This is a genomic window from Streptomyces spiroverticillatus, assembly GCA_014650415.1.
GTDB classification, from domain to species: domain Bacteria; phylum Actinomycetota; class Actinomycetes; order Streptomycetales; family Streptomycetaceae; genus Streptomyces; species Streptomyces spiroverticillatus.
This window is the reverse complement of sequence record BMUX01000006.1, coordinates 1-22,663: the sequence shown is the minus strand read 5'-3', so window position 1 is coordinate 22,663 and position 22,663 is coordinate 1. Positions and strand designations below refer to the sequence as shown.

19 protein-coding genes are annotated in these 22,663 nt (G+C 71.0%); 9 read left to right on the top strand and 10 right to left on the bottom strand.

Going from position 1 to position 22,663, the window contains the following annotated elements; all coding sequences use genetic code 11:
• The first annotated feature begins 115 nt into the window (after positions 1-115).
• Positions 116-682 carry a DJ-1/PfpI family protein gene (locus tag IE269_RS17390; RefSeq protein WP_189823922.1) on the top strand — a complete coding sequence of 189 codons (567 nt, stop codon included), beginning with the start codon at positions 116-118 and terminating at the stop codon, positions 680-682.
• A gap of 54 nt (positions 683-736) precedes the next feature.
• On the opposite strand, the gene IE269_RS17385 is transcribed toward IE269_RS17390, so the two are convergent.
• Together IE269_RS17385 and IE269_RS17380 are read right to left on the bottom strand one after the other, a co-directional pair.
• Positions 737-1,390, bottom strand: a complete 654-nt coding sequence (locus IE269_RS17385; protein ID WP_189823921.1) for an HAD family hydrolase — start codon at positions 1,388-1,390, stop codon at positions 737-739.
• Between the two features lie 67 nt (positions 1,391-1,457).
• Entirely contained in the window at positions 1,458-1,967 is a 510-nt protein-coding gene (locus tag IE269_RS17380) for a DUF6912 family protein (protein ID WP_189823920.1), read from the bottom strand.
• 311 nt (positions 1,968-2,278) lie between these two features.
• Between IE269_RS17380 and IE269_RS17375 the strand changes: the two genes are divergently transcribed.
• Positions 2,279-2,698, top strand: a complete 420-nt coding sequence (locus IE269_RS17375; RefSeq protein ID WP_189823919.1) for an Rv3235 family protein — start codon at positions 2,279-2,281, stop codon at positions 2,696-2,698.
• 62 nt (positions 2,699-2,760) lie between these two features.
• Here the strand turns inward: IE269_RS17375 and secA are convergent, their stop codons facing one another.
• Entirely contained in the window at positions 2,761-5,577 is a 2,817-nt protein-coding gene (secA, locus tag IE269_RS17370; RefSeq protein ID WP_189823918.1) for a preprotein translocase subunit SecA, read from the bottom strand.
• A gap of 256 nt (positions 5,578-5,833) precedes the next feature.
• Between secA and IE269_RS17365 the strand changes: the two genes are divergently transcribed.
• Together IE269_RS17365 and IE269_RS17360 are read left to right on the top strand one after the other, a co-directional pair.
• Positions 5,834-6,511 carry a GNAT family N-acetyltransferase gene (locus tag IE269_RS17365; protein ID WP_189823917.1) on the top strand — a complete coding sequence of 226 codons (678 nt, stop codon included), beginning with the start codon at positions 5,834-5,836 and terminating at the stop codon, positions 6,509-6,511.
• 9 nt (positions 6,512-6,520) lie between these two features.
• Positions 6,521-7,690: a winged helix-turn-helix domain-containing protein gene (locus tag IE269_RS17360; RefSeq protein ID WP_189823916.1), complete on the top strand. Its 1,170-nt coding sequence runs from the start codon at positions 6,521-6,523 to the stop codon at positions 7,688-7,690.
• A gap of 33 nt (positions 7,691-7,723) precedes the next feature.
• Here IE269_RS17360 and IE269_RS17355 read toward each other — a convergent pair whose 3' ends face one another.
• From IE269_RS17355 to mtnA, 7 genes are all read right to left on the bottom strand, one after another.
• Entirely contained in the window at positions 7,724-8,485 is a 762-nt protein-coding gene (locus IE269_RS17355; RefSeq protein WP_189823915.1) for a response regulator, read from the bottom strand.
• A 223-nt stretch (positions 8,486-8,708) separates the two neighbouring features.
• Complete coding sequence (hpf, locus tag IE269_RS17350; RefSeq protein WP_189823914.1) at positions 8,709-9,404, bottom strand: ribosome hibernation-promoting factor, HPF/YfiA family; 696 nt, start codon at positions 9,402-9,404, stop codon at positions 8,709-8,711.
• 311 nt (positions 9,405-9,715) lie between these two features.
• Positions 9,716-10,648 (bottom strand): ComF family protein, encoded by a 933-nt coding sequence (locus tag IE269_RS17345; protein WP_189824265.1) that lies wholly within the window; start codon positions 10,646-10,648, stop codon positions 9,716-9,718.
• A 187-nt stretch (positions 10,649-10,835) separates the two neighbouring features.
• The gene (locus IE269_RS17340; protein ID WP_229897932.1) at positions 10,836-12,749 is read right to left on the bottom strand and encodes an LpqB family beta-propeller domain-containing protein; all 1,914 of its coding nucleotides are present in this window, start codon (positions 12,747-12,749) and stop codon (positions 10,836-10,838) included.
• Positions 12,739-15,000 carry an MtrAB system histidine kinase MtrB gene (mtrB, locus tag IE269_RS17335; RefSeq protein ID WP_189823912.1) on the bottom strand — a complete coding sequence of 754 codons (2,262 nt, stop codon included), beginning with the start codon at positions 14,998-15,000 and terminating at the stop codon, positions 12,739-12,741. The genes IE269_RS17340 and mtrB overlap by 11 nt, the downstream gene beginning before the upstream one ends.
• Position 15,001: 1 nt before the next feature.
• Positions 15,002-15,691, bottom strand: a complete 690-nt coding sequence (mtrA, locus tag IE269_RS17330) for a two-component system response regulator MtrA (protein ID WP_189823911.1) — start codon at positions 15,689-15,691, stop codon at positions 15,002-15,004.
• Positions 15,692-15,695: 4 nt separating this feature from the next.
• Positions 15,696-16,841, bottom strand: a complete 1,146-nt coding sequence (gene mtnA, locus IE269_RS17325) for an S-methyl-5-thioribose-1-phosphate isomerase (protein WP_189823910.1) — start codon at positions 16,839-16,841, stop codon at positions 15,696-15,698.
• Positions 16,842-16,990: 149 nt separating this feature from the next.
• Between mtnA and IE269_RS17320 the strand changes: the two genes are divergently transcribed.
• The 5 genes from IE269_RS17320 to IE269_RS17300 are packed head-to-tail and all read left to right on the top strand — an operon-like array spanning position 16,991 to position 22,524.
• Positions 16,991-18,262 (top strand): DUF7847 domain-containing protein, encoded by a 1,272-nt coding sequence (locus IE269_RS17320; RefSeq protein WP_189823909.1) that lies wholly within the window; start codon positions 16,991-16,993, stop codon positions 18,260-18,262.
• Positions 18,263-18,269: 7 nt separating this feature from the next.
• Positions 18,270-18,968: a DUF4129 domain-containing protein gene (locus IE269_RS17315; RefSeq protein WP_318299654.1), complete on the top strand. Its 699-nt coding sequence runs from the start codon at positions 18,270-18,272 to the stop codon at positions 18,966-18,968.
• A complete protein-coding gene (locus tag IE269_RS17310; protein ID WP_189823908.1) occupies positions 18,965-20,215 on the top strand; it encodes a DUF4350 domain-containing protein in 1,251 nt (416 codons plus the stop codon). The genes IE269_RS17315 and IE269_RS17310 overlap by 4 nt, the downstream gene beginning before the upstream one ends.
• On the top strand, positions 20,212-21,198 hold the full coding sequence (locus IE269_RS17305; protein ID WP_189823907.1) for an AAA family ATPase: 987 nt from the start codon (positions 20,212-20,214) through the stop codon (positions 21,196-21,198). Before IE269_RS17310 ends, IE269_RS17305 begins: the two co-directional genes overlap by 4 nt.
• Before the next feature lie 15 nt (positions 21,199-21,213).
• A complete protein-coding gene (locus IE269_RS17300; protein ID WP_189823906.1) occupies positions 21,214-22,524 on the top strand; it encodes a DUF58 domain-containing protein in 1,311 nt (436 codons plus the stop codon).
• The last annotated feature ends 139 nt before the right edge of the window (positions 22,525-22,663 follow it).

Sequence of the window (22,663 nt, the reverse complement as noted above, 5' to 3'; positions counted from 1 at the left end):
TGCCTCCCTGGTCACCGCGTGGGGCGTACGGCCGGCGCACGCCCTCTTGGCAAAAGCCGCGCCTGGAGGCACGTTGGCCGAACCACGTCCACTCCCCCGGCCCCGCGGAGCTGCCATGTCAGCGAAGATCCTCATCGTCACCGGTGATGCCGCCGAAAGCCTCGAAGTGCTCTACCCCTACCAACGGCTGCGCGAGGAGGGGTACGAGGTCCACATCGCCGCGCCCGCCCGCAAGCAGCTGCGCTTCGTCGTGCACGACTTCGAGGAGGGCTTCGACACGTACACCGAGAAGCCCGGCTACACCTGGCCCGCCGACCTCGCGTTCTCCGAGGTGGACCCCGGCGACTACGCGGCGCTGGTGGTGCCGGGCGGCCGGGCCCCGGAGTACCTGCGCAACGACCCGGAGCTGCGCAAGATCCTCAAGGCGTTCTTCGACACGGACAAGCCCGTCGCGCAGATCTGCCACGGGCCGCTGCTGACGGCGGCCGTCGGCGCGCTGAGCGGACGGCGGGTCACCGCGTATCCGGCACTGGAGCTGGACATGCAGAGTGCCGGGGCCACCTTCCAGGACGCGGAGACGGTCGTCGACGGCACGCTGGTGTCGGCGCGCGCCTGGCCGGACCACTCGGGCTGGATGCGCGAGTTCCTGACCGTCCTGCGGGCGAAGGCCCCGGTGACCTGAGCAGGCCTCGTACGGGCTCCCGCTCGTCCGGGCGGGAGCCGCCGCGCGAGGGCTTCAGGCCGCCATGTCCTCCGCGATGCGCACCGCGTCGCCCAGCGAGTCCACCACGGGCACCCCGGCGGCCTCCAGCACGGCCCGGCTGTGCGAGCCGCCGGTGTAGAGCACGGCGGCCGCGCCGACGTGCGCCGCCGCCAGGGCGTCGTCGACGGCGTCGCCGATGACCACCACGCGCCCCGGGTCGACGTCCTCGAGGGCGGCGAGGTGGCGCACCATGTGCTCCGCCTTGGTGCCCCCGGAGGGGCCGGTGCGGCCGTCGACCCGGACGAAGTGGCGCTCGATGCCGTAGCCGCGCACCACGGGCACCAGCTCGTCGTGCCCGTACATGCTCAGCAGCGACTGGCTGCGCCCTGCGGCGCCCCAGCCGGTGAGTATCTCCTCGACCCCGTCGGTCAGCCCGCAGGCGGCCCGCAGCTCGACGTAGTGGCGGTGGAAGGCGGCGTCCATGACGAGCCATTCCGCGTCGGTGGGCAGGCGGCCCATCAGCCGCTCGTAGAACTTGGGGATCGGTATGCAGTACAGCTCGCGGTAGCGCTCGACGGTGATCGGCGCCAGGCCGATCTCCGCGAAGGCGGCGTTGGAGGCCCCCACGACCGCGTGGATGTCGTCGAGCAGTGTGCCGTTCCAGTCCCAGACCAGGTGCGTCCTCATGAAAGAACGTTACCCACCGGGTCCGACAATGCCACTGACCAGGGGTGCAAGCCCGAATCCGGGCCGGTCAGCCGATGAGCGAGGGGATCTCCTGCACCCCGAACCACAGCAGTTCGTGGTCCTCCGCGCCGTCCACCACGAACTGCGCGTCGTCGTCCCCGAGGTCCGCGGCCCCCAGCGCCGCCGCGGCCGCCGTCACGTCCTCACGCGCGTCGTCGGCGTCCGCGTGCACGGCCGCCGCCTTCTTCAGGGATACGGATCCCTCCACGCGCACCTCGCCGATGGCCCCGGCGTCCATGCCCCGCCCGTCCGGGTCGGCGGTCACCACGTCGTCGGCGACGTCGACCGCGACCACGATGCGGCGGCGCTCGGCGTCCGGGTCCCCGGCGACCAGCCGCAGCGAGGCGGCGGCGGCACGCCCGAGGGCCGCGTACTCCAGCTCCTCGATGTCGTCCGAGACGTACCACTCACGCAGACCCGGCGTCACCGCGTACGCGACGAGGGGTCCGGGGCCCAGCTCACCGGCCTTGTACGTGGCTGCGAGACCGGGAAGGGTGAGAGGCAGGTAAACGCGCATCGGGGCCGCTTTCGTCGTCGCTTCCCTGGCCGGAGAGGCTTCTCGACCGGGCAACAAGCTGGGCCTCCAGAGTACGTTCCGGGTCCCCCATCGGGGCGGCGGTCCCCCCGCACGGCCGTCCACCCGGCGCCGCACGCCCCCCGCGCCCGTCCCGCCCTTCGGCCCGGCGGCCACCCTGATGGGTGATTCGGCGGGCCGCGCACGGGGGCCGCGTGCGCCTCTTGCCGCCGCGCGGTCCGGACCCGTACAAGGTCCAACACCAGAAGTTACCGCCCGGTATCACACCGGCCCGGCAGAGCGGGGCGATCCTTATGCACAGCACGACGACGGCCCGGCCCGGCACCACCCGTCGCGACTCCCGCGGCCCCTCCACCGCCCGCACCCGGCCAAGCACCCCCCGCACCCCGCAGCAGCAGTTCGCGGAGAGCCTCCTCGCGGTGCTCAGCGGACAGCGTCCGGCGCACAGCATGCTGAACCTGATGTTCCGCGACGCCTACGACCAGCTGCTCGACCTCGCGCCCAGGACGCCGTTCCGCACCCGGGGCGCCCGTCCCGTCGTACGCCGCTGCGACGGCTTCAGCCCGCGCAGGGGCGTCATCGAGGCATTCGCGCGCATCAGCGCCGGCGAGCAACTGCGCGCCATGGCCTTCCGGCTGGAACAGACCCCCGACCGGCGCTGGCGCTGCACCGCCCTGGAACTGGGCGGCGAGAGGGTGCCCGCACGGGCCTGAGGCAAACGCCGCCGGGCGCGCACCCCCGAAGGAGCGCGCGCCCGGCGACGTACGGGAAGGAACTACTTCTTGCGGCGACGACCGCCCGCGGCCTTCTGCGCCTTGCGGCGCTCGGCACGGGTCAGACCGTCGGACTCCGAGCGGGTCGGACCGTCCGCGGCGTTCTCGAAGTCGCCCTCGACGATGCCGCCCTCGCCGTCCACGGTCGGCGCGGAGAAGTGCAGCCGGTCCGGACGCTGCGGAGCCTCCAGGCCCTTCGCGTGGATCTCCGGACGCGAGGCGCCCGCCGGCACGGCGTCCTCCTTGGTGAGCGAGGGACCGTCCTGCACCGGGACCTCCTCGACCTGCTGCTCGACCTGGACCTCCAGGTTGAACAGGTAGCCGACGGACTCCTCCTTGATGCCGTCCATCATGGCGTTGAACATGTCGAAGCCCTCGCGCTGGTACTCCACCAGCGGGTCCTTCTGCGCCATGGCACGCAGGCCGATGCCCTCCTGGAGGTAGTCCATCTCGTAGAGGTGCTCGCGCCACTTGCGGTCCAGCACGGACAGCACCACGCGGCGCTCCAGCTCACGCATGATGTCCGAGCCGAGCTGCTTCTCACGGTCCTCGTACTGGGCGTAGATGTCGTCCTTGACGGACTCCGAGATGAACTCGGCGGTGATCCCGGCGCGGTCGCCCGCCGCGTCCTCCAGGTCCTCCACCGTGATCTTCACCGGGTAGAGCTGCTTGAACGCGCCCCACAGGCGGTCCAGATCCCACTCCTCAGCGAAGCCCTCGACGGTCTCGGCCTGGATGTAGGCGTCGATCGTGTCGTCCATGAAGTGCTTGATCTGCTCGTGCAGGTCCTCGCCCTTCAGGACGCGGCGGCGCTCGCCGTAGATGACCTCGCGCTGGCGGTTGAGGACCTCGTCGTACTTCAGGACGTTCTTGCGGGTCTCGAAGTTCTGCTGCTCGACCTGCGACTGGGCGGAGGCGATGGCACGGGTGACCATCTTGTTCTCGATCGGTACGTCGTCGGGGACGTTCGCCATCGCCATGACGCGCTCGACCATCGCGGCCTTGAACAGACGCATCAGGTCGTCGCCCAGCGACAGGTAGAACCGGGACTCGCCCGGGTCGCCCTGACGGCCGGAACGACCGCGCAGCTGGTTGTCGATACGGCGCGACTCGTGCCGCTCGGTGCCCAGGACGTACAGACCGCCGAGCGCCTTCACCTCGTCGTGCTCGGCCTTCACCGCGGCCTCGGCACGCTCCAGGGCGGCGGGCAGCGCGGCCGCCCACTCCTCGATGTGCTCCTCCGGGTCCAGGCCCTGCTGGCGCAGCTCGGCCTCGGCAAGGTCGTCCGGGTTGCCGCCGAGCTTGATGTCGGTGCCACGACCGGCCATGTTCGTGGCGACGGTGACGGCGCCCTTGCGGCCGGCCTGGGCGATGATCGGCGCCTCACGGTCGTGCTGCTTGGCGTTGAGGACCTCATGCTGCACACCACGCTTGGCGAGCTGCTGCGAGAGGTACTCGGACTTCTCGACCGAGGTGGTGCCGACCAGGATCGGCTGGCCCTTCTCGTGCTTCTCGACGATGTCGTCGACGACGGCCGCGAACTTGGCGATCTCGGTGCGGTAGATCAGGTCCGACTGGTCGATGCGGACCATGTCCCGGTTGGTCGGGATCGGCACGACGCCCAGCTTGTAGATCTGGTGGAACTCCGCGGCCTCGGTCATCGCCGTACCGGTCATGCCGGAGAGGCCGTCGTAGAGGCGGAAGAAGTTCTGCAGGGTGATCGTGGCGAGGGTCTGGTTCTCGTCCTTGATGTCCACCCCTTCCTTCGCCTCGATCGCCTGGTGCATGCCCTCGTTGTAGCGGCGGCCCGCGAGCACACGGCCGGTGTGCTCGTCGACGATCATGACTTCGCCGTCGATGACGACGTAGTCCTTGTCCTTCTTGAAGAGTTCCTTGGCCTTGATCGCGTTGTTGAGGTAACCCACGAGCGGGGTGTTCACCGACTCGTAGAGGTTGTCGATGCCCAGCCAGTCCTCGACCTTGGCGACGCCCGGCTCGTGGATGCCGACGGTGCGCTTCTTCTCGTCGACCTCGTAGTCGCCGGTCTCCTCGATGCCCTTCAGCGGGTTGCCCGCCTCGCCCTTCTTCAGGCGGGTCACGAGCTTCGCGAAGTCGCCGTACCACTTGGTGGCCTGGTCGGCGGGACCGGAAATGATCAGCGGCGTACGGGCCTCGTCGACGAGGATCGAGTCGACCTCGTCGACGATCGCGAAGTTGTGGCCGCGCTGGACGAGTTCCTCCTGCGACCAGGCCATGTTGTCGCGGAGGTAGTCGAAGCCGAACTCGTTGTTCGTGCCGTACGTGATGTCGCAGGCGTACTGTGCGCGACGCTCCGCCGGCGACATGTTCGCGATGATGCAGCCGACCTCGAGGCCGAGGAACTTGTGCACCCGGCCCATCAGCTCGGAGTCGCGCTCGGCGAGGTAGTCGTTCGTCGTGATCAGGTGCACGCCCTTGCCGGACAGTGCGTTCAGATACGCGGGAAGCGTGCCGACGAGGGTCTTGCCCTCACCGGTCTTCATCTCGGCGACGTAACCGAGGTGCAGGGCGGCGCCGCCCATCAGCTGAACGTCGTAGTGACGCTGGCCGAGGACGCGCTTGGCCGCCTCGCGGACGGTCGCGAAGGCCTCGGGCATCAGGTCATCGAGGCTCTCGCCGTCGGCGTGACGCTGCTTGTACTCATCGGTCAGGGCGCGCAACTCGGCGTCGGAGAGGTTGACGAAGTCCTCTTCGATGGAGTTGACCTGGTCCGCGATGCGGTGCAGTTTGCGCAGGATCTTGCCTTCGCCTGCACGCATGAGCTTGTTGAAGACGGACACTGAGGCTGGTCTCCTTGCCGGTCGGGCCTGTGCACTGGGTCGGTGTGACTTCTGGTCGGTACTGACTTTGGCGCGGGCACGGCAGGCGGGCCCCACCGCAACGGCCATCGTAAGCGAGGACCCAGCCGCCCCGGGAGGTCCGCAGCTGTGAAGCCGCACCACTGTCAACACGGTGAACGTCCCGCGCCGCCCGAAGGTGCCGGGCAGCACTCGAAAACTGTTCGCCCTCGGCACGGGCCGGCACCAGAATCCGTTCATGGAACCCTTCGTGCTGAGCACAGAGCGCCTCGAACTGCGCCCCTTCGCCGCCGCCGACACCGATGAGGTGTTCCGCGCCGCACAGGACCCCGACATCCAGCGCTGGACCACCGTTCCTTCGCCGTACGCACACACGGACGCGGTGTTCTTCGTCGAGCAGATCTCCGGCGAGGGCCTGCGCACCGGCACCGGCTTCCACTTCGCGGTGCGCCCGCGCGGCGGCGGCGAACTGCTCGGCGCGGTCGGCATCGGCTTCCACCTGGCGCCCGGCACCTGGGAACTCGGCTACTGGACGGCGAAGGAGCACAGGGGACACGGTTACGTCACCGAGGCGGCGACCGAGGTGATCCGCTGGGCGCTGACCACCCTCGCGGTCGACCGGGTGATCTGGCGGGCGGAGGTCGGCAACGAGCCCTCGCGCACCGTCGCCCGCAAGCTCGGCTTCACCATGGAGGGCACCCAGCGGGCCGGCACCGTCCACAAGGGCACCGCCCGGGACGCCTGGACGGGCTCGCTGCTCCCCTCGGACCTGGGGCTGCCGGGACTGCACCCGTATCTGCCGGCGCGGGAGGGCGGGGACCGGGTGGATGCCGGGGATCGGGTGGACGCCGGGGATCGTCAGCCCGCGCCGGATGCCGGAGATCGCCCCGCGTCCGATGTCAGTGCCGCCGTCTAGGCTGCTCACATGACCTTCCAGCCGCCCGCAACGGTCGCCCTCTCCGCCGACGAAGCACGCCGGATCGCCTTGCGCGCACAGGGATTTCTGGGTGCTCTCGACCGCCGCGCGGGCGTGCGCGGCGTCCTGCGGCACCTGGGCGCGGTGCAGCTCGACACGATCTCCGTACTGGCCCGGTCGCACGAGCTGATTCCGTACGCCCGCCTGGGAGCGGTGGAGCGCCGCCGCATCGAGGACGCGTACTGGTCCGAGGAGACCCACGCCTTCGAGTACTGGTCGCACGCGGCCTGCATCCTCCCCGTCGAGGAGTGGCCGCACTTCGCCTTCCGCCGCCGCGCCTACCGCGCCCGCCCCCAGTGGCACCACGAGCTGAGCGACGGCGCGTACGACCGCGTGATCAAGCAGCTGCGCGCCGAAGGCCCGCTCACGGCAACCGAGTTGGGCGGCGCGAAGAACGGCGGCGAGTGGTGGGACTGGTCGGAGGCCAAGGTCGCGGTCGAACGCGCCCTGATGTACGGCGACGTGGTGTGCACCCGGCGGCGCGGCTGGAAGCGGGTGTACGACCTCGCCGAGCGCGCGATCCCCGACACCTTCCAGCACGACGACCTCTCCGACACGGAGTGCGTACGACGCCTGGTCGCCCTCGCCGGACGCTCGCTGGGAGTCGGCACCCGGGAGGACATCTCCGACTACCACCGGCTGAAGAACACCCAGGTGGACGAGGTGATCGCGGACTCGGGCCTGGTGCCGGTCGAGGTCGAGGGCTGGGGGAGGCCCGCCTGGGCGGACCCTCAGGCCCTGGCCACCGCCCCGCGCGGACGGCACCGCACGACACTGCTGTCGCCGTTCGACTCGCTGATCTGGGACCGGCCGCGCACGGAGCGGGTCTTCGGCTTCACGCACCGCCTGGAGGCGTACGTCCCCAAGCCCAAGCGGATCCACGGGTACTTCGCGATGCCGCTGCTGGCGGGCGGCCGGCTGCTGGGCCGGGTCGACCCGGCCCGCGAGGGCACCGTGCTGGTGGCCCGGCAGGTCTCGCTGGAGTCCGCGAAGGCGGTGCCGGACCTGGCGAAGGCGCTGTGGGAGGCGGCGTCCTGGGTGGGCTGCACGGAGGTCCGCCTGGACCGTACGACGCCTGCGGAGCTGCATGCGCCGCTGCGTGCGGCGCTGGACGCGTAGGGGCCGGGAAAGCTTCCGAAAGGGGGCTTCCGGTTAGCGGATCTCCAGGATCTTCTCCCGCATCGCGTACACGACGGCCTCCATGCGGGAGTGCAGCTGGAGCTTCTCCAGGATGTTCCGCACGTGGTTCTTGACGGTGTTCTCCGAGATGAACAGTTCCTTGGCGATGTCGCGGTTGTTCATCCCGGTCGCCACCAGCTTGAGCACTTCCAGCTCGCGGTCGGTGAGCCGGGGCGCGGGCACCAGCCGGCGCTCGTCGGACCGCTGGATCATCGACTTGAACTCGGTGAGCAGTTTCGACGCCATCGACGGGCTGATCTGCGACTGCCCGTCGGCCACCGCGCGGATCGCCGTGGACACCTCGTCGGTGGAGATCTCCTTCAGCAGGTATCCCGTGGCGCCGGCCTTGATCGCGTCGTAGAGGTCGGCCTCCTCGTCGCTGATCGTCAACATGATGATCTTCGCGCTGGGGGCCACCTCCTTGATCGAGGTGCAGGCCTCGATCCCGCCGCGCCGGGGCATCCGTACATCCATCAGCACGATGTCCGGCAACAGGTCGGCCGCCTTGTCGACGGCCTCCGCACCGTCCCCGGCCTCACCGACGACCTGGATGTCCTCCTCCTGCGCGAGGACGATCTCCAGCCCGCGCCGGAACAGCGCGTGGTCGTCCACCACCAGGACCCTGATCGGCTCCTTGCGGAACTCGCCCTCGTCCCGGTCGCCCGCGCGGCTCGGGCCGCGGTCAAGATTCCGGGCGTAGTCGCCGCCGTGCACCGGACCGAAGCTGTCCGCCATCGTTCCTCCCCCTGAGGCCATGGCCCGAAGTTCGTGTGCTGCGCCAACCACGGTCCGCAGAGCACTTCTTGACTTGCGGTGACATGATTCCATGCCCCGGCGACGGAGCGCTCGCTTCAGGACTCGCTTCAGGGTGCACACACCGGTGTCCCCGGAGGTGCGGACGCCCTCCGGGGACACCACCTTCAGGTGGTCCGGCGGCCTGTGCGCCGCCTGGGGTCACTCATCCGCCGAGTGCGCCGCCCGCGCCACCGGCCTCGGACTCCGCCAGCGGGTCGGTGTCGAGGTGGATGACGCCGTAGTCGTAGGCGTGCCGCCGGTAGACGACGCTGGGCTCCTTGGTCTCCGCGTCGACGAAGAGATAGAAGTCGTGGCCGACCAACTCCATCTCGTAGAGCGCCTGGTCGAGGGACATGGGCGCGGCGACGTGGGTCTTCTCGCGGACGATCAGCGGTCCGTCGCCCTGCACCTCGAGCGAACCGATCTTCTTGGTGGGGACGCTGCCGTCCGACTCGGCGTGGTCCACGACCAGTTGACCGTCGCTGTCCATGACGGCCGCGTCGGGAACCCTCGCGCCGACCTCGGCCGCGGAGAGCCTGCCCGTGCCGCGGCGGGTGTGCCGCTTGTCGTGCTGCTTGCGCAGCCGCGCCTCCAGCTTTCCGGTCGCCAGGTCGAGCGCCGCGTACGGGTCGCCCGCCGACGCCTCGGCGCGGATCACGGGACCGCGTCCGTGGACCGTGATCTCCACGCGGTCGGACCGGTCCGCCTGCCTGGGGTTGGGCTCCTTGGACACCTCCACGTCGAGGCTGATCACCTTGCCGTCGAGCTTCTGGATCCTCTCCAGCTTGAGCTTCTCCGCCACGTGCTTGCGGAACCGCTCGGGTACCTCTGTCTTGCGGCCCTTGACGACGATGTCCACGCAGAACTCCGTTCCCGGATTGCTCCGCTCGCTGCGGAGCGTCTCCCTTTTTGCACCAGACTCCGGTTTCAGTCCCGAAGTCTCGGACTAGGCGACTTCCTCTCCTCCTCCCCCGTGGGGAAGATCCACACCCCCGACTTTCGGGGCGCGAGGGAAAACCAGCACGGCAGTGCAATAAGTGAGGCACAGCGACCGCTATTCCTCACTTCTGAACATAGCCCGCCCGGCCGGGTATCGGCACCCGCTACCGGCGCGTACCTCCGTTCAGGTGGTTTTTCCCTCTCACTACCTGCAACGATGCAAGTTCCCGCTCAGTTCCAGTTTATTTCGAAAGATTTCGGCGGGGCCGCGACAACCGCTGCCGCGACCGACGGGAATCCGCTATTGCCGGGCCTTCCCGCAGGCGTACGGAAGTACTCCTCCGACTCCTCGGAGCTTTCGGATCTCCCTCTGCGCCTGGCGTACGCTCCCGGCCGGGCCCGCAACGCACGGGCCGCCTCGGCCAGCGAGGCACCGGTGGTCATCAGGTCGTCCACCAGGACCACCCGGGAGACCGCCCGGGAACCAGCCCAGGAGCCCGCACCGGAACCAGGCCAGGAGCCCGCCAGCAGCCTTTCGGCGCCGGGGACCACCTCCAGGGCCCCGGCCAGGTTCGCCGCCCGCTCACGGGCGCTCAGGCCCGCCTGGTCCCTGACGCGGCGACGCTGCCGCAGCACCGGCACCACCCGGGCCGCCCTCCCGCTCCGGCGCAGCTCACCGGCTGCCGCGAAAGCGATCCGCCGCACCGGGTCCTGCCCCCGCACGGCGACCGAACGCCGGGCGGACGGCACGGGTACCAGCACCAGTTCCTGCATCGCGTCCACTGGGGGTGCACTTACCCAACTGCCCGGGGGATACGCCTCCGGGGGCTCCCCCTCCCCTCCCTCCCCACCCCCTCCACCCACCTCCCCCACCACACTCCCCACCGCCCCCGCCAACGCCCTCCCCAGCACCCCCGCCACCCCGAGCGTGCCGCGCTCCTTGTGGGCGAGGAGCACCGCCCTCGGGGCGTCCTCGTACCGCGCCGCCGCGTGCACCACCGGCAGTCCCGGCGGTTTTGGCCAGGGCCGTACGCGCCCCGGCTCACCCCCGCACAGCACCCCGGCGCACTCCGCACAGACCCCGGACGGCTCCCGGGGCCTGCCGCATCCCGCGCAGGGCACCGGCAGGATCAGAGCGGTGAATTCCCGCCAAACTCCCTGCAGTTGCTTCATGTCCTCACTGTGCCGGGGCCCCCACCCTCCCGCCACCCCTGTGGACAACGCACGAAGGCGGGCCCAACACCCTGTGGAAAACCAGGAGTCGAGCCCGCCACCCGCACCTTCGAACCGACCCGACGGCCCGCCCGAAAGCCCGTCAGAACCCCGGGGAAAACCCCACGGAGCCCCGCCACTACCCCGGATACACCGGCATCGACCCGGGCTTCGCCAGCGTCTTCCAGTTCGCCCCAGGCGGCAGCCGCACGATCCCGTCGTCCTTCGTCTGCGCCAGCACCGCCGACCCCTCGGCGTCCGATGCGGCCACGGCCGTCACCTGGTTCGCGCCGGGCAGCAGCCCCTCCGCCGAACTGGAGCCGTCCGTACGGACGTACCGCATCTGCTGCACTCCCCCGGTCTCCCGGCCCGCCACCACGAGCCGGCTCTGCCCGGCCCAGGACATCGCGGTCACGTCCTCCATCTGCGGGGCCGCGGGCCGCAGTCCCACGATCGAGACCTCGGGGCCGCCGGGGCCGTTGCTGCGCTCGACCCGCCCGATCTTGAGCGTCTTGCGCTGGTCCTTGCCCACGACGAGCAGCGCGACCCGCACCCCGTCCGCCGACACCCGCAGCGAGTCGACGTACCCCTCGTCGAGGCGCTCGATCGACACCTGCTGCGGCGTGCCCCCGCCGTCCACCAGGCGCATCACACGCGGCCGCCGCTGGTCCCGGTCGGCGAACCACAGGTCGCCCATGCCGTCCCAACTCGGCGCGGACAGCGTCTCCTTGGCCCCGCGCTCGCTGCGGTACACGATCTTGGCGTCGGCCGCGCCCGACGCGAGCGGCGCGATGGGTGCCACGCTCAGCTCGTGCCCGCTGTCCAGCACGGCCGCCACGGTCTTCTCGCCGCGGGAGACCCCCGCCGAGCGCACGACCGTCCGTCGCTCGCCGATCGCTCCCGGCACCGGCTCCGACAGCGCGTTCTCGCTGGCGCTGAGTATCCGTACGAGGTGCCGATCGCCGTTCAGGAAGTACTCGTGGTTGGGCGGTCCGACGAATCCGCCCGGCGCGTAGTCGCCGGCGTTGGACTTCTGGAGCGTGCACAGCGACGAGTCGTCGGGCCGCATCATCTCCACCTGGTCGATCCGGGTGGAGGATGTCAGGTCCTGGAGCGTGAACAGGATCTGGGCCGCCATGTCCATGCAGATCTTGCGCTCGGCGTCCGCCATCTCGGGGTTGAGCGGCACCTTCAGCGAGTTGTGGTCGCCGATCGGCAGCGTCTTGGTGCCCGCCTTGAGCCCGGCCCTGGTGGGGAAGCTGGAGCGGACCGAGTGGCTGAGCCAGGCGGACGGCCCGTCCATGACCGCCTTCACGGCCTGCGCCACGGGGTCGAGCCGGGTCTGCGGATCGGTGCGCTTGCGTACGTAGACGGGGTCGGCGACCAGCGGGCGCAGCCCGGACTCGCCCGCCGTCGAGGCGAAGTAGTACTTGTTCACGGACCGGAAGATGCGCTGGAAGTCGGACTCGCCGAGCACCAGCCCCGCCGGCGGGGTGTCGATGCGCCACTCCACGGGGTCCTTCTTCCCCGGCCCCTTCTCCTTGACCAGACGCAGCGTCTGCTCGTACACACCGGACTGCGGCTGGTACGCGCTCTGCTTGTCCAGTTCGGCGATCCGCTCGCCGGAGATCTTGAACTCCAGGACGCCGCCGGTCTGGCCGGAAGTCGTCTCTGCCGGGTTGGGCACCGCGCCGCCGAGGATGGTGGTGGTGCTGCCGGGGTTCCACGCTTTCGACGCGCTGCGGGTGAGGTACTTGCGCGCGGTGTCGAAGCCCGGGTCGTCACTGGTCATGGCCTCCATGAAGCCGTCGACGATGGCCCGGGGCCGGTCTCCGGGGCGCGGCGGCACGCTGTAGACGCGCACCTGGGTGTCGACCTGGGGCGAGGCCTTGACCTCGTACACGTTGCCGTGGTCGGGCATGGACCCGCAGCCGGCGGCGGTCAGCAGCAGGCCCGCGCCGGTCACCAGGGCGGTGGCTCTCAGTCCGCGTTCCCTGACGGTCCTGCTGTCGTACGTGCGCTTCCTGCTGCGGCTGTGCCCCTCAACGCCCACGCGGGCTGTCCTCCCGGTCCCTGTTCCGGGGCGCGCGGCGGTCACTGCCGTGGCCCTCGCGTGCATCCCCGTCGCCGTCGTCCGTACCACTGTCGCTGCGTTCGTGTGCCTCTGTCACGGCGGCTTCCGCATCACTGTCGCGCCGGTTGCTCGCACTGTCGCGTCCGTCGCTCGCACTGTCGCCGCTGTCTCCGGCGCCGGTGCCAGCGGTGGTGCCGTCGTCCTGTGTCTCCTCGCCCGCCCTGCGCGAGACGACACGTGCACCGTTGCCGGGCAGCGCCGTCGGGTCCGCCGGTACGGCCGCCGTGCGCGGCGCGGGTAGGGGCCCGGCGCGCCGCTCTCCTGTCTGCTGTACGGGGAAGGAGGCGAGCCGTGCACTCGCGGCATCCCGCCCGGCCGCGCGCTCCGCCTCCGCCACGCGTGCGCGTGCCCGCCGCGAGTCCTCGGGCTCCAGGGGGATGGGCGATCCGCGCAGGGGTTCGTCGACGGTACGGGGCAGGGTCAGCCGGAACTGGGATCCGCCGCCTGGCTCGCCCCAGGCCTGGAGCCAGCCGCCGTGCAGCCGGGCGTCCTCGACGGCGATGGACAGGCCGAGCCCGGTGCCGCCGGTGGTGCGCGCCCGTGCGGGGTCGGCCCGCCAGAAGCGGCTGAAGACGCGGGTGGCCTCGCCGGGCTTGAGGCCGACGCCGTAGTCCCGTACCGCCACGGCGACAGCGCCCTGGGCGGCGCCCAGCCGTACCACCACGTCCCGTCCCTCGCCGTGCTCGACGGCGTTGACGACGAGGTTGCGCAGCACCCGCTCGACGCGCCGGGCGTCGGCCTCGACGACGACGGACTGTTCGTCGCCGACGACGCGGATGACGGTGCCCTTGCGTTCGGCGAGCGGTTCCGCCGCGTCGATCACCCGTCGTACGACTTCCCGCAGGTCTATCGGCTCGGCCTCCAGCGCGGCGGCCCCGGCGTCGAAGCGGCTGATCTCCAGCAGGTCTGCCAGCAGTGACTCGAAACGGTCGATCTGCCCGACCAGCAGCTCGGCGGAGCGTGCCGTCACCGGGTCGAAGTCGCTCTTGGAGTCGTGGATGACGTCGGCGGCCATCCTCACCGTCGTCAGCGGTGTGCGCAGTTCGTGCGAGACGTCGGAGACGAACCTGCGCTGCATCCGCGAGAGGTCCTCCAGCTGCTGGATCTTGAGCTGGAGGTTCTGCGCCATCTTGTTGAAGGCCTCGCCGAGGCGTGCGATGTCGTCCTCGCCGGTGACCTTCATACGCTCCTGGAGGCGTCCGGCGGAGAGCCGCTCGGCGACGCCCGCGGCCATCCGTACCGGTGTGACGACCTGGCGCACGACGAGCCAGGCGATGGCCCCGAGCAGGACGACGACGAACACTCCCGCGGTGAGCAGGGTGTTCGTGACGACCTTGAGGGAGGCTTCCTCCTGCGTGAGCGGGAAGAGGTAGTACAGCTGGTACGCGTTGCCGCTGATGTCGTTGAGGCGTTTGCCGATGATGAGGCCGGGCTCGGAGGGCTGCGCGTCGTTGCTGTAGACGATGCGCCAGTTGACCTGGAAGGTCTCGGGGTGCCGGTCGAGGGAGTCGCGCAGTTCCTGCGGCACGCTGGCCAGGGGATCGACGCCGCCGGAGGCGCGGGGGCCGCGCTGGCTGCCGGATTCGTCGTTGGCGACGCTGAGGGCGACCACGTTGAAGGCTTTCTGGCCGCCGCTGGCGAGCTGTTCCACCAGGTCGGAGCGCCAGTTGGCCACGTTGCGTACGGCGTTGCCGCTTTCCGCGCCGTCCCTGCTGCCGGCGTCGGCTGGAGCGCTGGCGCGTTCCTGGGCGACGGCGAATCCGCCGCGGGCCTGGTTCTGGGCGGCTTCGACCTTGGACTTGAGCAGGCCGTTGCTGACGGCGCTGATGACGACGAAGCCCAGCAGCAGCACCACGCCGAGGGACATCAGCAGAGTGGTGGCGACCACACGCAGCTGGATGTTGCGCCGCCACAGCCGTATCGCGGGCAGCAGGGGGCGTCGTACGAGCCGTACGACGAGGCGCAGGACGGGCCCGCCGGGGGCCGCGTCCTGGAGCAGCCGGCCGCCCTGCCGCAGCCGGCCGGCCCGGGACGTACGCCGTCCCGGGTGGCCGGAGACGCCCGGTGGGGCGTCGCTCCTGGGTCCCCGTGCGGGGCGGTCCGCCGCGGCAGTCCGCTCCGTACGGCTTCCCGGCTCCCCGGGGTTCGGAGCAGCACTGCCTCGGTTCATGTCAGCTCGGTCCGGCCTTGTATCCGACGCCGCGTACGGTCACGACGATCTCGGGGCGCTCGGGGTCCTTCTCGACCTTGGAGCGCAGTCGCTGGACGTGGACGTTGACCAGTCGGGTGTCCGCGGCGTGGCGGTACCCCCAGACCTGCTCCAGCAGCACCTCGCGGGTGAACACCTGCCAGGGCTTGCGGGCGAGCGCGACCAGCAGGTCGAACTCCAGCGGGGTCAGTGCGATGGACTGGCCCTCCCGCTTCACCGAGTGTCCTGCGACGTCGATGACCAGGTCACCTATGGCCAGCTGTTCCGGCGCGGGCTCCTCCGACCTCCTCAGCCTCGCCCGGATGCGGGCGACGAGCTCCTTGGGCTTGAACGGCTTGACGATGTAGTCGTCGGCGCCGGACTCGAGTCCGACCACCACGTCCACGGTGTCGCTCTTCGCCGTCAGCATGACGATCGGCACTCCGGACTCCGCCCGGATGAGCCTGCACACCTCGATGCCGTCCCGTCCGGGCAGCATGAGGTCCAGCAGCACCAGATCGGGCTTGGCCTCCCTGAACGCAGCCAGCGCTTTGTCGCCGTCGGCGACGAACGACGGCTCAAAACCTTCTCCACGCAACACAATGCCGAGCATCTCGGCGAGTGCGGTGTCGTCGTCAACTACGAGAACGCGACCTTTCATAAACGCCATCATCCCATTAGCTCATCGTTGCCCGTGGTGACCTGGCACACAGCTCGGCGAGCGCGGTCCCGGTCACGGGGGAGACGGCGCCGTCCTCGGTGACGATCGCCGTCACCAGTTCCGGTGGTGTGACGTCGAAGGCGGGGTTGTACGCCTGTGTCCCGAGCGGTGCCACGGCCTGCCCGCCGCCCCCTTCCGTACCCGTCGCCGAGAAGCCCCCGGTGAATTCCGTCACTTCGAGCCCGGACCGCTGCTCCACCTCGATGGCGTCCCCGTTCGGGGTCGCCAGGTCGACCGTGGTGAGCGGTGCGACCACGATGAACGGCACGTGGTGGTACTTCGCGAGCACTGCGAGCGGATAGCTCCCCACCTTGTTCGCCACCGAACCGTCCGCCGCGATCCGGTCCGCGCCGATCAGTACGGCGTCGACCTCGCCCGCCGCGAACAGCGAACCCGCCGCGTTGTCCGTCAGGAGGGTGTACGCCATGGAGTGGCGGGCCGCCTCGTACGCGGTGAGGCGCGCGCCCTGGAGCAGCGGCCGTGTCTCGTCCACCCACAGCCGCCGCAGCCGTCCCGCGCGGTGTGCGGCGAGCGCCACGGCGAAGGCGGTGCCCTCGCCGCCGGAGACCAGGGCCCCGGTGTTGCAGTGGGTGAGGATGCGGTGGCTGCCGCCGGGCAGCAGCTCGTCGAGGAGGGCTAGCCCGTGCCGGGCCATGGCGGCGCTGGCCGCGGCGTCCGCCCGGTGCAGTTCCCGGGCGGCGTCCAGCGCGGCCTGCGCGGCCCCGTCCTGGCCGAGCCCCTTCTCCAGGGCGTCGGCGTACGCCCCGACGGCCTGCCGCACCCCGTACCCGAGGTTGACTGCGGTGGGCCGCGCTCCCGCCAGCTGCGCCGCGGCCTGGTCGACGTCGAACCCGCGCCGGGCGGCGAGCGCCACTCCGTACGCCCCGGCGATCCCCAGCAGCGGGGCTCCCCGTACGGCCAGGCTCTGGATGGCCCGCACCAGCGCCGGTACGTCCGTACAGACCAGCTCGACCTCTTCCACCGGCAGCCGGGTCTGGTCGAGGAGCACCAGGACCGGCCCCTCGGGGGGCTCCTCCCATCGAAGCGAGGGCAGCGTGGGCGGTTCTGCGCCCACCGTGCTGTGCGCGTCGTGATCAGCCATCCGCCCAGTCTGCCCCGTGGAACCCCGGGAATTGAAGGTGCTGCGGGGAGAGAGGAGGGGCGGGGGCCGGTCCACCCGTACACCTCCCATGGCACGATGGCTGGCAACCAGCCGCCGCATCCGCGGTCGGGCACCGTGAAGGAGCGACGATGAACGACTCTCCGGGCTGGGCTTCGCCCGGACCCGCCCCCTCCGACGGCCGTCCCCCGGAGAACTCCGGTGGCAGCGGGCCCGCCGGCGGGGCGCCCGAGTCCACGCCATCCGGAGCGAAGTGGTCGAAGGAGCAGCCTCCGGCCGGCCAGTGGTCCGCGCCGGGCACGTCCGGGCAGCGCAGCCACGCCCAGACGCCCCGCCCGCAGGGCTGGAACGGAGCCCCGCAGGGCGGCGGTTGGGGAGCCCCCGGTCCCGGCGGCTGGGGCGGCCCGCCGCCTGCGGCCAAGCCTGGTGTCATCCCGCTGCGCCCGCTGGGCCTGGGCGACATCCTCGACGGCTCGGTGTCCACGGCACGCGCGCACTGGCGGACGGTGCTGGGCGTCACGGTGGTCGTCGCCGTGCTCGTCCAGATCGCCGACATCGTCCTCCAGCGGTTCGTCCTGCCGGCGCCCATGGAGATCACCGCCGACCCGGAGTCGAACCCGACCGAGGCGCTTCGTCAGTCCCTGGAGTCGATGCAGGACAGCATGATCAGCCTGGTGCCCAGCCTGCTGATCAGCACGGTCGGCACGCTCTTCACGACGGCGCTGCTGACCATCGTGGTGAGCCGCTCGGTGCTGGGCCGCTCGGTGTCGCTGGGCGACGCCTGGCGCGAGGCCAAGCCCCGGCTGCCCCACCTGCTGGGCCTGACCCTCCTGCTGTCGGTCGGCGCCATGGCAATCCTGACCGTGGCCGCACTGCCGGGCCTGCTCCTCGGCTCGGTCGGCGGCGCCCTGCTCTCCGCATTCGGTGTGCTGGCTGCCTCCGTCCTCGTGATCTGGCTGTGGGTCCGCTTCTCCCTGGCGTCCCCGGCGCTGATGCTGGAACGCCAGTCGATCGGCCAGTCGCTGCGCCGCTCCGCGAAGCTGGTGCAGGGCTCCTGGTGGCGGGTCTTCGGCATCCAGCTGGTGACGGCCCTGCTGACGTTCCTCGTCTCGATGATCATCGTGATGCTCTTCTCCACCATCGCCCTGTTCACTGACGGCAGCGGCATGGGCGAACTGCTGACAGGGAACTCTCCGGAGTTCGGCTGGGCGTTCCTGGTGATCAGCAGCATCGGCGCGGTGATCGCCGCCTGCATCACCTACCCGATCTCCGCAGGCGTGTCGGTCCTCCTCTACATCGACCAGCGCATCCGCCGCGAGGCCCTCGACCTGGACCTCGCCCGCGCCGCAGGCCTCCCCGGCTACGGCACGGAACAGCCGGCCGACCACACCCCAGGGAGCTGATGCGGCGGTGCCGGTGACGGGGGACACTGCCGCGGCCTGGCTGCGGGCACGCACGGGCGACGATCCGCCCCTGGACATCCCACGCGCCCCCGCCCGCGAAGCGGCGGAACGCGAACTGTCCAAGCCCGCGTACCACGAGCACGACCCGAACCTCCTCCAGCGGGCCCTGGACCGCTTCTGGGAATGGATCGGCAACCTCTTCGACACGGCCGCCGGGGCCACCCCCGGCGGCCCGCTCGGCCTGGCCGTCATCGCCCTGGTGGTCGTACTTCTCCTGGCCGGCCTGTGGTGGCGCCTCGGCACCCCGAGCCGCACCCCTTCCTCCACCACCGCCGCACTCTTCGACGACCGCCCCCGCAGCGCCGCCGAACACCGCACCGCCGCCGACGCCCACGCCGCCGCCCAGCGCTGGAACCCCGCCGTCCAGGAACGCATGCGCGCCCTGGTCCGCGCCCTGGAGGAACGCACCCTCCTCGACCCCCGCCCCGGCCGCACCGCCGACGAGGCCGCCGCCGAAGCCGGCCGTACCCTGCCCGACCACGCCTCCCGCCTGCACGCCGCCGCCCGCTCCTTCGACGACGTCACATACGGCGATCGCACCGCCGACGAAGCCGCGTACCTGCGCCTGCGCGACCTGGACCTCGACCTGGAGCGCGCCAAGCCCTCCCTGGCCGACACCCCAACCTCCGAGTGGGCCGCCCTGTGACGACCACGCCGCCCTCCACTTCGACCACGCCCCCCTCTCCCTCGACTGCTCCTCCCTCCACCTCGATCTCGCCCACCGCCCGCCAGCTCTGGACCCGCTCCCGCGGCCTCCTGGTGTTCGTCGGCGTCGTCCTCCTTTCCGGCATCGTCCTCGCCGCCCTCCAGTCCGGCTCCCGTCACGACGCCCTCGACCCCCGCTCCGCCTCCCCCGCCGGCACCCGCGCCGTCGCGGAACTCCTCAAGGAGCGCGGCGTCTCCACCCGCGTCGTCACCTCGCTCACCGAGGCCACCTCCACCACCGGCCCCGACACCACCCTGCTCGTCACCTCCCCGAACCTCCTCACCTCCTCCCAGCAGCAACGCCTTCACCAAGCCACCTCCTCCTCCGGCGGCCGCACCCTCCTCGCAGCCCCCTCCCGCACCACCCTCTCCACTCTGGCCCCGGGGGTAGACGTCGCCTCCCAACCAGCCCCGGTCACCGCCCTGGCCCCCCGCTGCTCTCTCCGCGCCGCCACCACCGCCGGCCACGCCGACCTGGGCGGCCTCCTCTACTCCGCCTCTCCCTCCCTCTCCGGCTCGGACGCCTGCTACCCGGTCGACGGCCACGCCTCCCTCCTCCGCCTCACCACTCCCGCCGACGGCGACACCGTCCTCCTCGGCGCCCCCGACTTCCTCCAGAACGAGCACCTGGACCAGCAGGGCAACGCCTCCCTCGCCCTCCAACTCCTCGGCTCCCGGCCCAACCTGACCTGGTACCTCCCCTCCCTCGACGACCCCACCGCCACCGGCGAACGGGGCTCCTCCGACGACACCACCGGCGGCTTCCTGTCCCAGGTCCCGCCCGGCTGGCTCTGGGGAACCGCCCAACTCGCCCTGGCCGCACTGCTCGCCGCCCTGTGGCGCGCCCGCCGCCTCGGCCCGCTGGTCACCGAGCGTCTGCCCGTCGCCATCCGCGCCTCGGAAACCACCGAGGGCCGCGCCCGCCTCTACCGCCGGGCCAACGCCCGCGACCGCGCCGCCTCAGCCCTGCGCTCTGCGACCCGCACCCGCCTCTCCTCCCTCCTGGGCGTCCCCACCGCCCACGCACACACCCCGGCGGCCCTCCTGCCGGCCCTCTCCGCCCGACTCCCCCACTCCGCCCGAGACTTCGACTCCCTCCTCTTCGGTCCCACCCCGTCCCACGACACCGGCCTCGTCCGCCTGGCCGACGAACTCGACGCCCTCGAAAGAGAGGTCCGCGCCTCATGAGCGCCCAGCACGCAGAGATCCCCGCCGAGACCCCCGACCGCGCCCGCGCCTCCCTGGAAGCCCTGCGCGCCGAGATCGCCAAGGCCGTGGTCGGCCAGGACCCGGCGGTCACCGGCCTCGTCGTCGCCCTCCTCTGCCGCGGCCACGTCCTCCTCGAAGGAGTCCCCGGCGTCGCCAAGACACTGCTGGTCCGCGCCCTGGCCGCCTCTCTCGAACTCGACACCAAGCGCGTCCAGTTCACTCCCGACCTGATGCCCAGCGACGTCACCGGCTCCCTGGTCTACGACGCCCGCACCGCCGAGTTCTCCTTCCAGCCCGGCCCGGTATTCACCAACCTCCTCCTCGCCGACGAGATCAACCGCACGCCTCCCAAGACCCAGTCCTCCCTCCTCGAAGCGATGGAAGAACGCCAGGTCACCGTCGACGGCGTGCCCCGCCTCCTGCCCGACCCCTTCCTGGTCGCAGCGACCCAGAACCCGGTCGAGTACGAGGGCACCTACCCCCTCCCCGAAGCCCAGTTGGACCGCTTCCTCCTGAAGCTCACCGTTCCCCTCCCCGACCGCCAGGACGAGATCGACGTCCTGACCCGTCACGCCGAAGGCTTCAACCCCCGGGACCTGAAGGCGGCGGGCGTACGCCCCGTCGCCGGCCCGGCCGATCTGGAAGCCGCCAGGAACGCGGTCGCCAAGACCTCCGTGTCCCCTGAAATCACCGGCTACGTCGTCGACATCTGCCGTGCCACTCGCAATTCCCCCTCACTGACGCTCGGCGTCTCCCCGCGAGGCGCCACCGCCCTGCTGTCCACCGCCCGCGCCTGGGCCTGGCTCACCGGCAGGGACTACGTCATCCCCGACGACGTGAAGGCCCTGGCCCTCCCGACGCTCCGTCACCGCATCCAACTCCGCCCCGAAGCGGAGATGGAGGGCGTCACCGCCGACTCCGTCATCACCTCCGTCCTCTCCCACGTCCCCGTCCCCCGCTGAGACGGCGACGACCCCATGGCCCTCACCGGACGAACCGCCCTGCTCGCGGCCCTCGGCTCACTTCCCGTCGGCATCCTCGCGCCGAACTGGTCGGGGATCCTCGCGGTCAATGCACCCCTGACACTCGCAATTCTGTGCGACTACGCTCTGGCCGCGCCAGTGCGAAAGCTCCAATTCACCCGATCCGGTGACACATCCGTTCGACTCGGCGAAACCGCCACAGTCCAGCTGAACGTCACCAACCCCTCACCCCGCCCACTGCGCGCCCAGGTCCGCGACGCCTGGCCGCCCAGCAGCTGGCAACCCGCCACCGAGTCAACGGCCTCCCGCCACGCGGTAACCGTGCCCGCAGGCGAACGCCGCCGTCTCACCACAGAGTTGAACCCCACCCGCCGAGGTGACCGCCGCTCCGACCGCGTCACCGTCCGTTCGTACGGACCTCTCGGTCTGGCCGCACGCCAGGGCAGCCACGACGTCTCCTGGACCGTCCGCGTTCTGCCGCCCTTCGCCAGCCGCAAGCACCTGCCCTCCAAGCTGGCCCGGCTCCGCGAACTCGACGGACGGACCAGCGTGTTGACCCGTGGCGAAGGCACCGAGTTCGACAGCCTCCGCGACTACGTTCCCGGCGACGACACCCGCTCCATCGACTGGCGCGCGACCGCCCGCCAGAACACGGTCGCCGTACGCACCTGGCGTCCCGAACGAGACCGCCACATCCTCCTGGTCCTGGACACCGGCCGCACCTCCGCCGGTCGCGTGGGCGACATCCCACGACTCGACGCCTCCATGGACGCGGCACTTCTCCTGGCCGCCCTAGCCTCCCGTGCCGGAGACCGGGTCGACCTCCTGGCCTACGACCGCCGTACACGCGCCCAAGTCCAGGGCCGCTCCTCCGGCGAACTCCTCCCCGCCCTGGTCAACGCGATGGCACCACTGGAACCCGAGCTGGTCGAAACCGACACGCACGGCCTCAGCGCCACAGCCCTGGCCTGCGCCCCTCGCCGCTCCCTCGTCGTTCTCCTCACCGGCCTCGATTCCGCCCCCGTGGAAGAAGGCCTTATCCCCGTCCTCCCGCAGCTCACCAAGCGCCATACGGTCCTGGTCGCGTCCGTCGCCGATCCCCGCATCGAGGAGATGACCGCAGCTCGCGGTTCCGTGGAGTCCGTGTACGAAGCCGCTGCGGGAGCCCAGTCCCAGGAACAACGCGACCGAACCGCGGAAAAGCTGAAGCGGCACGGCGTAACGGTCGTCGACGCAACCCCCGACAAACTGGCACCCGCTCTCGCCGACGCCTACCTGGCCCTGAAATCGGCCGGCCGTCTCTAGACACCCATGTCCCGCAGGGCACCGCTCTGCAGGAATCCCGGAAGGGATTCCAAACAACCCCCTGAACGCAGAAATGCCCCGTACCGGTAACCCGGTACGGGGCATTTCCACAATGATTGTTCGGCGGCGTCCTACTCTC

Bases quoted from the DNA above. Each gene is read 5' to 3' on its own strand.
- IE269_RS17390 (WP_189823922.1), top strand. From the start codon at position 116: ATGTCAGCGAAGATCCTCATCGTCACCGGTGATGCCGCCGAAAGCCTC.
- IE269_RS17385 (WP_189823921.1), bottom strand. From the start codon at position 1,390: ATGAGGACGCACCTGGTCTGGGACTGGAACGGCACACTGCTCGACGAC.
- IE269_RS17380 (WP_189823920.1), bottom strand. From the start codon at position 1,967: ATGCGCGTTTACCTGCCTCTCACCCTTCCCGGTCTCGCAGCCACGTAC.
- IE269_RS17375 (WP_189823919.1), top strand. From the start codon at position 2,279: ATGCACAGCACGACGACGGCCCGGCCCGGCACCACCCGTCGCGACTCC.
- IE269_RS17365 (WP_189823917.1), top strand. From the start codon at position 5,834: ATGGAACCCTTCGTGCTGAGCACAGAGCGCCTCGAACTGCGCCCCTTC.
- IE269_RS17360 (WP_189823916.1), top strand. From the start codon at position 6,521: ATGACCTTCCAGCCGCCCGCAACGGTCGCCCTCTCCGCCGACGAAGCA.
- IE269_RS17355 (WP_189823915.1), bottom strand. From the start codon at position 8,485: ATGGCGGACAGCTTCGGTCCGGTGCACGGCGGCGACTACGCCCGGAAT.
- mtrB (WP_189823912.1), bottom strand. From the start codon at position 15,000: ATGAACCGAGGCAGTGCTGCTCCGAACCCCGGGGAGCCGGGAAGCCGT.
- mtrA (WP_189823911.1), bottom strand. From the start codon at position 15,691: ATGATGGCGTTTATGAAAGGTCGCGTTCTCGTAGTTGACGACGACACC.
- mtnA (WP_189823910.1), bottom strand. From the start codon at position 16,841: ATGGCTGATCACGACGCGCACAGCACGGTGGGCGCAGAACCGCCCACG.
- IE269_RS17320 (WP_189823909.1), top strand. From the start codon at position 16,991: ATGAACGACTCTCCGGGCTGGGCTTCGCCCGGACCCGCCCCCTCCGAC.
- IE269_RS17305 (WP_189823907.1), top strand. From the start codon at position 20,212: ATGAGCGCCCAGCACGCAGAGATCCCCGCCGAGACCCCCGACCGCGCC.
- IE269_RS17300 (WP_189823906.1), top strand. From the start codon at position 21,214: ATGGCCCTCACCGGACGAACCGCCCTGCTCGCGGCCCTCGGCTCACTT.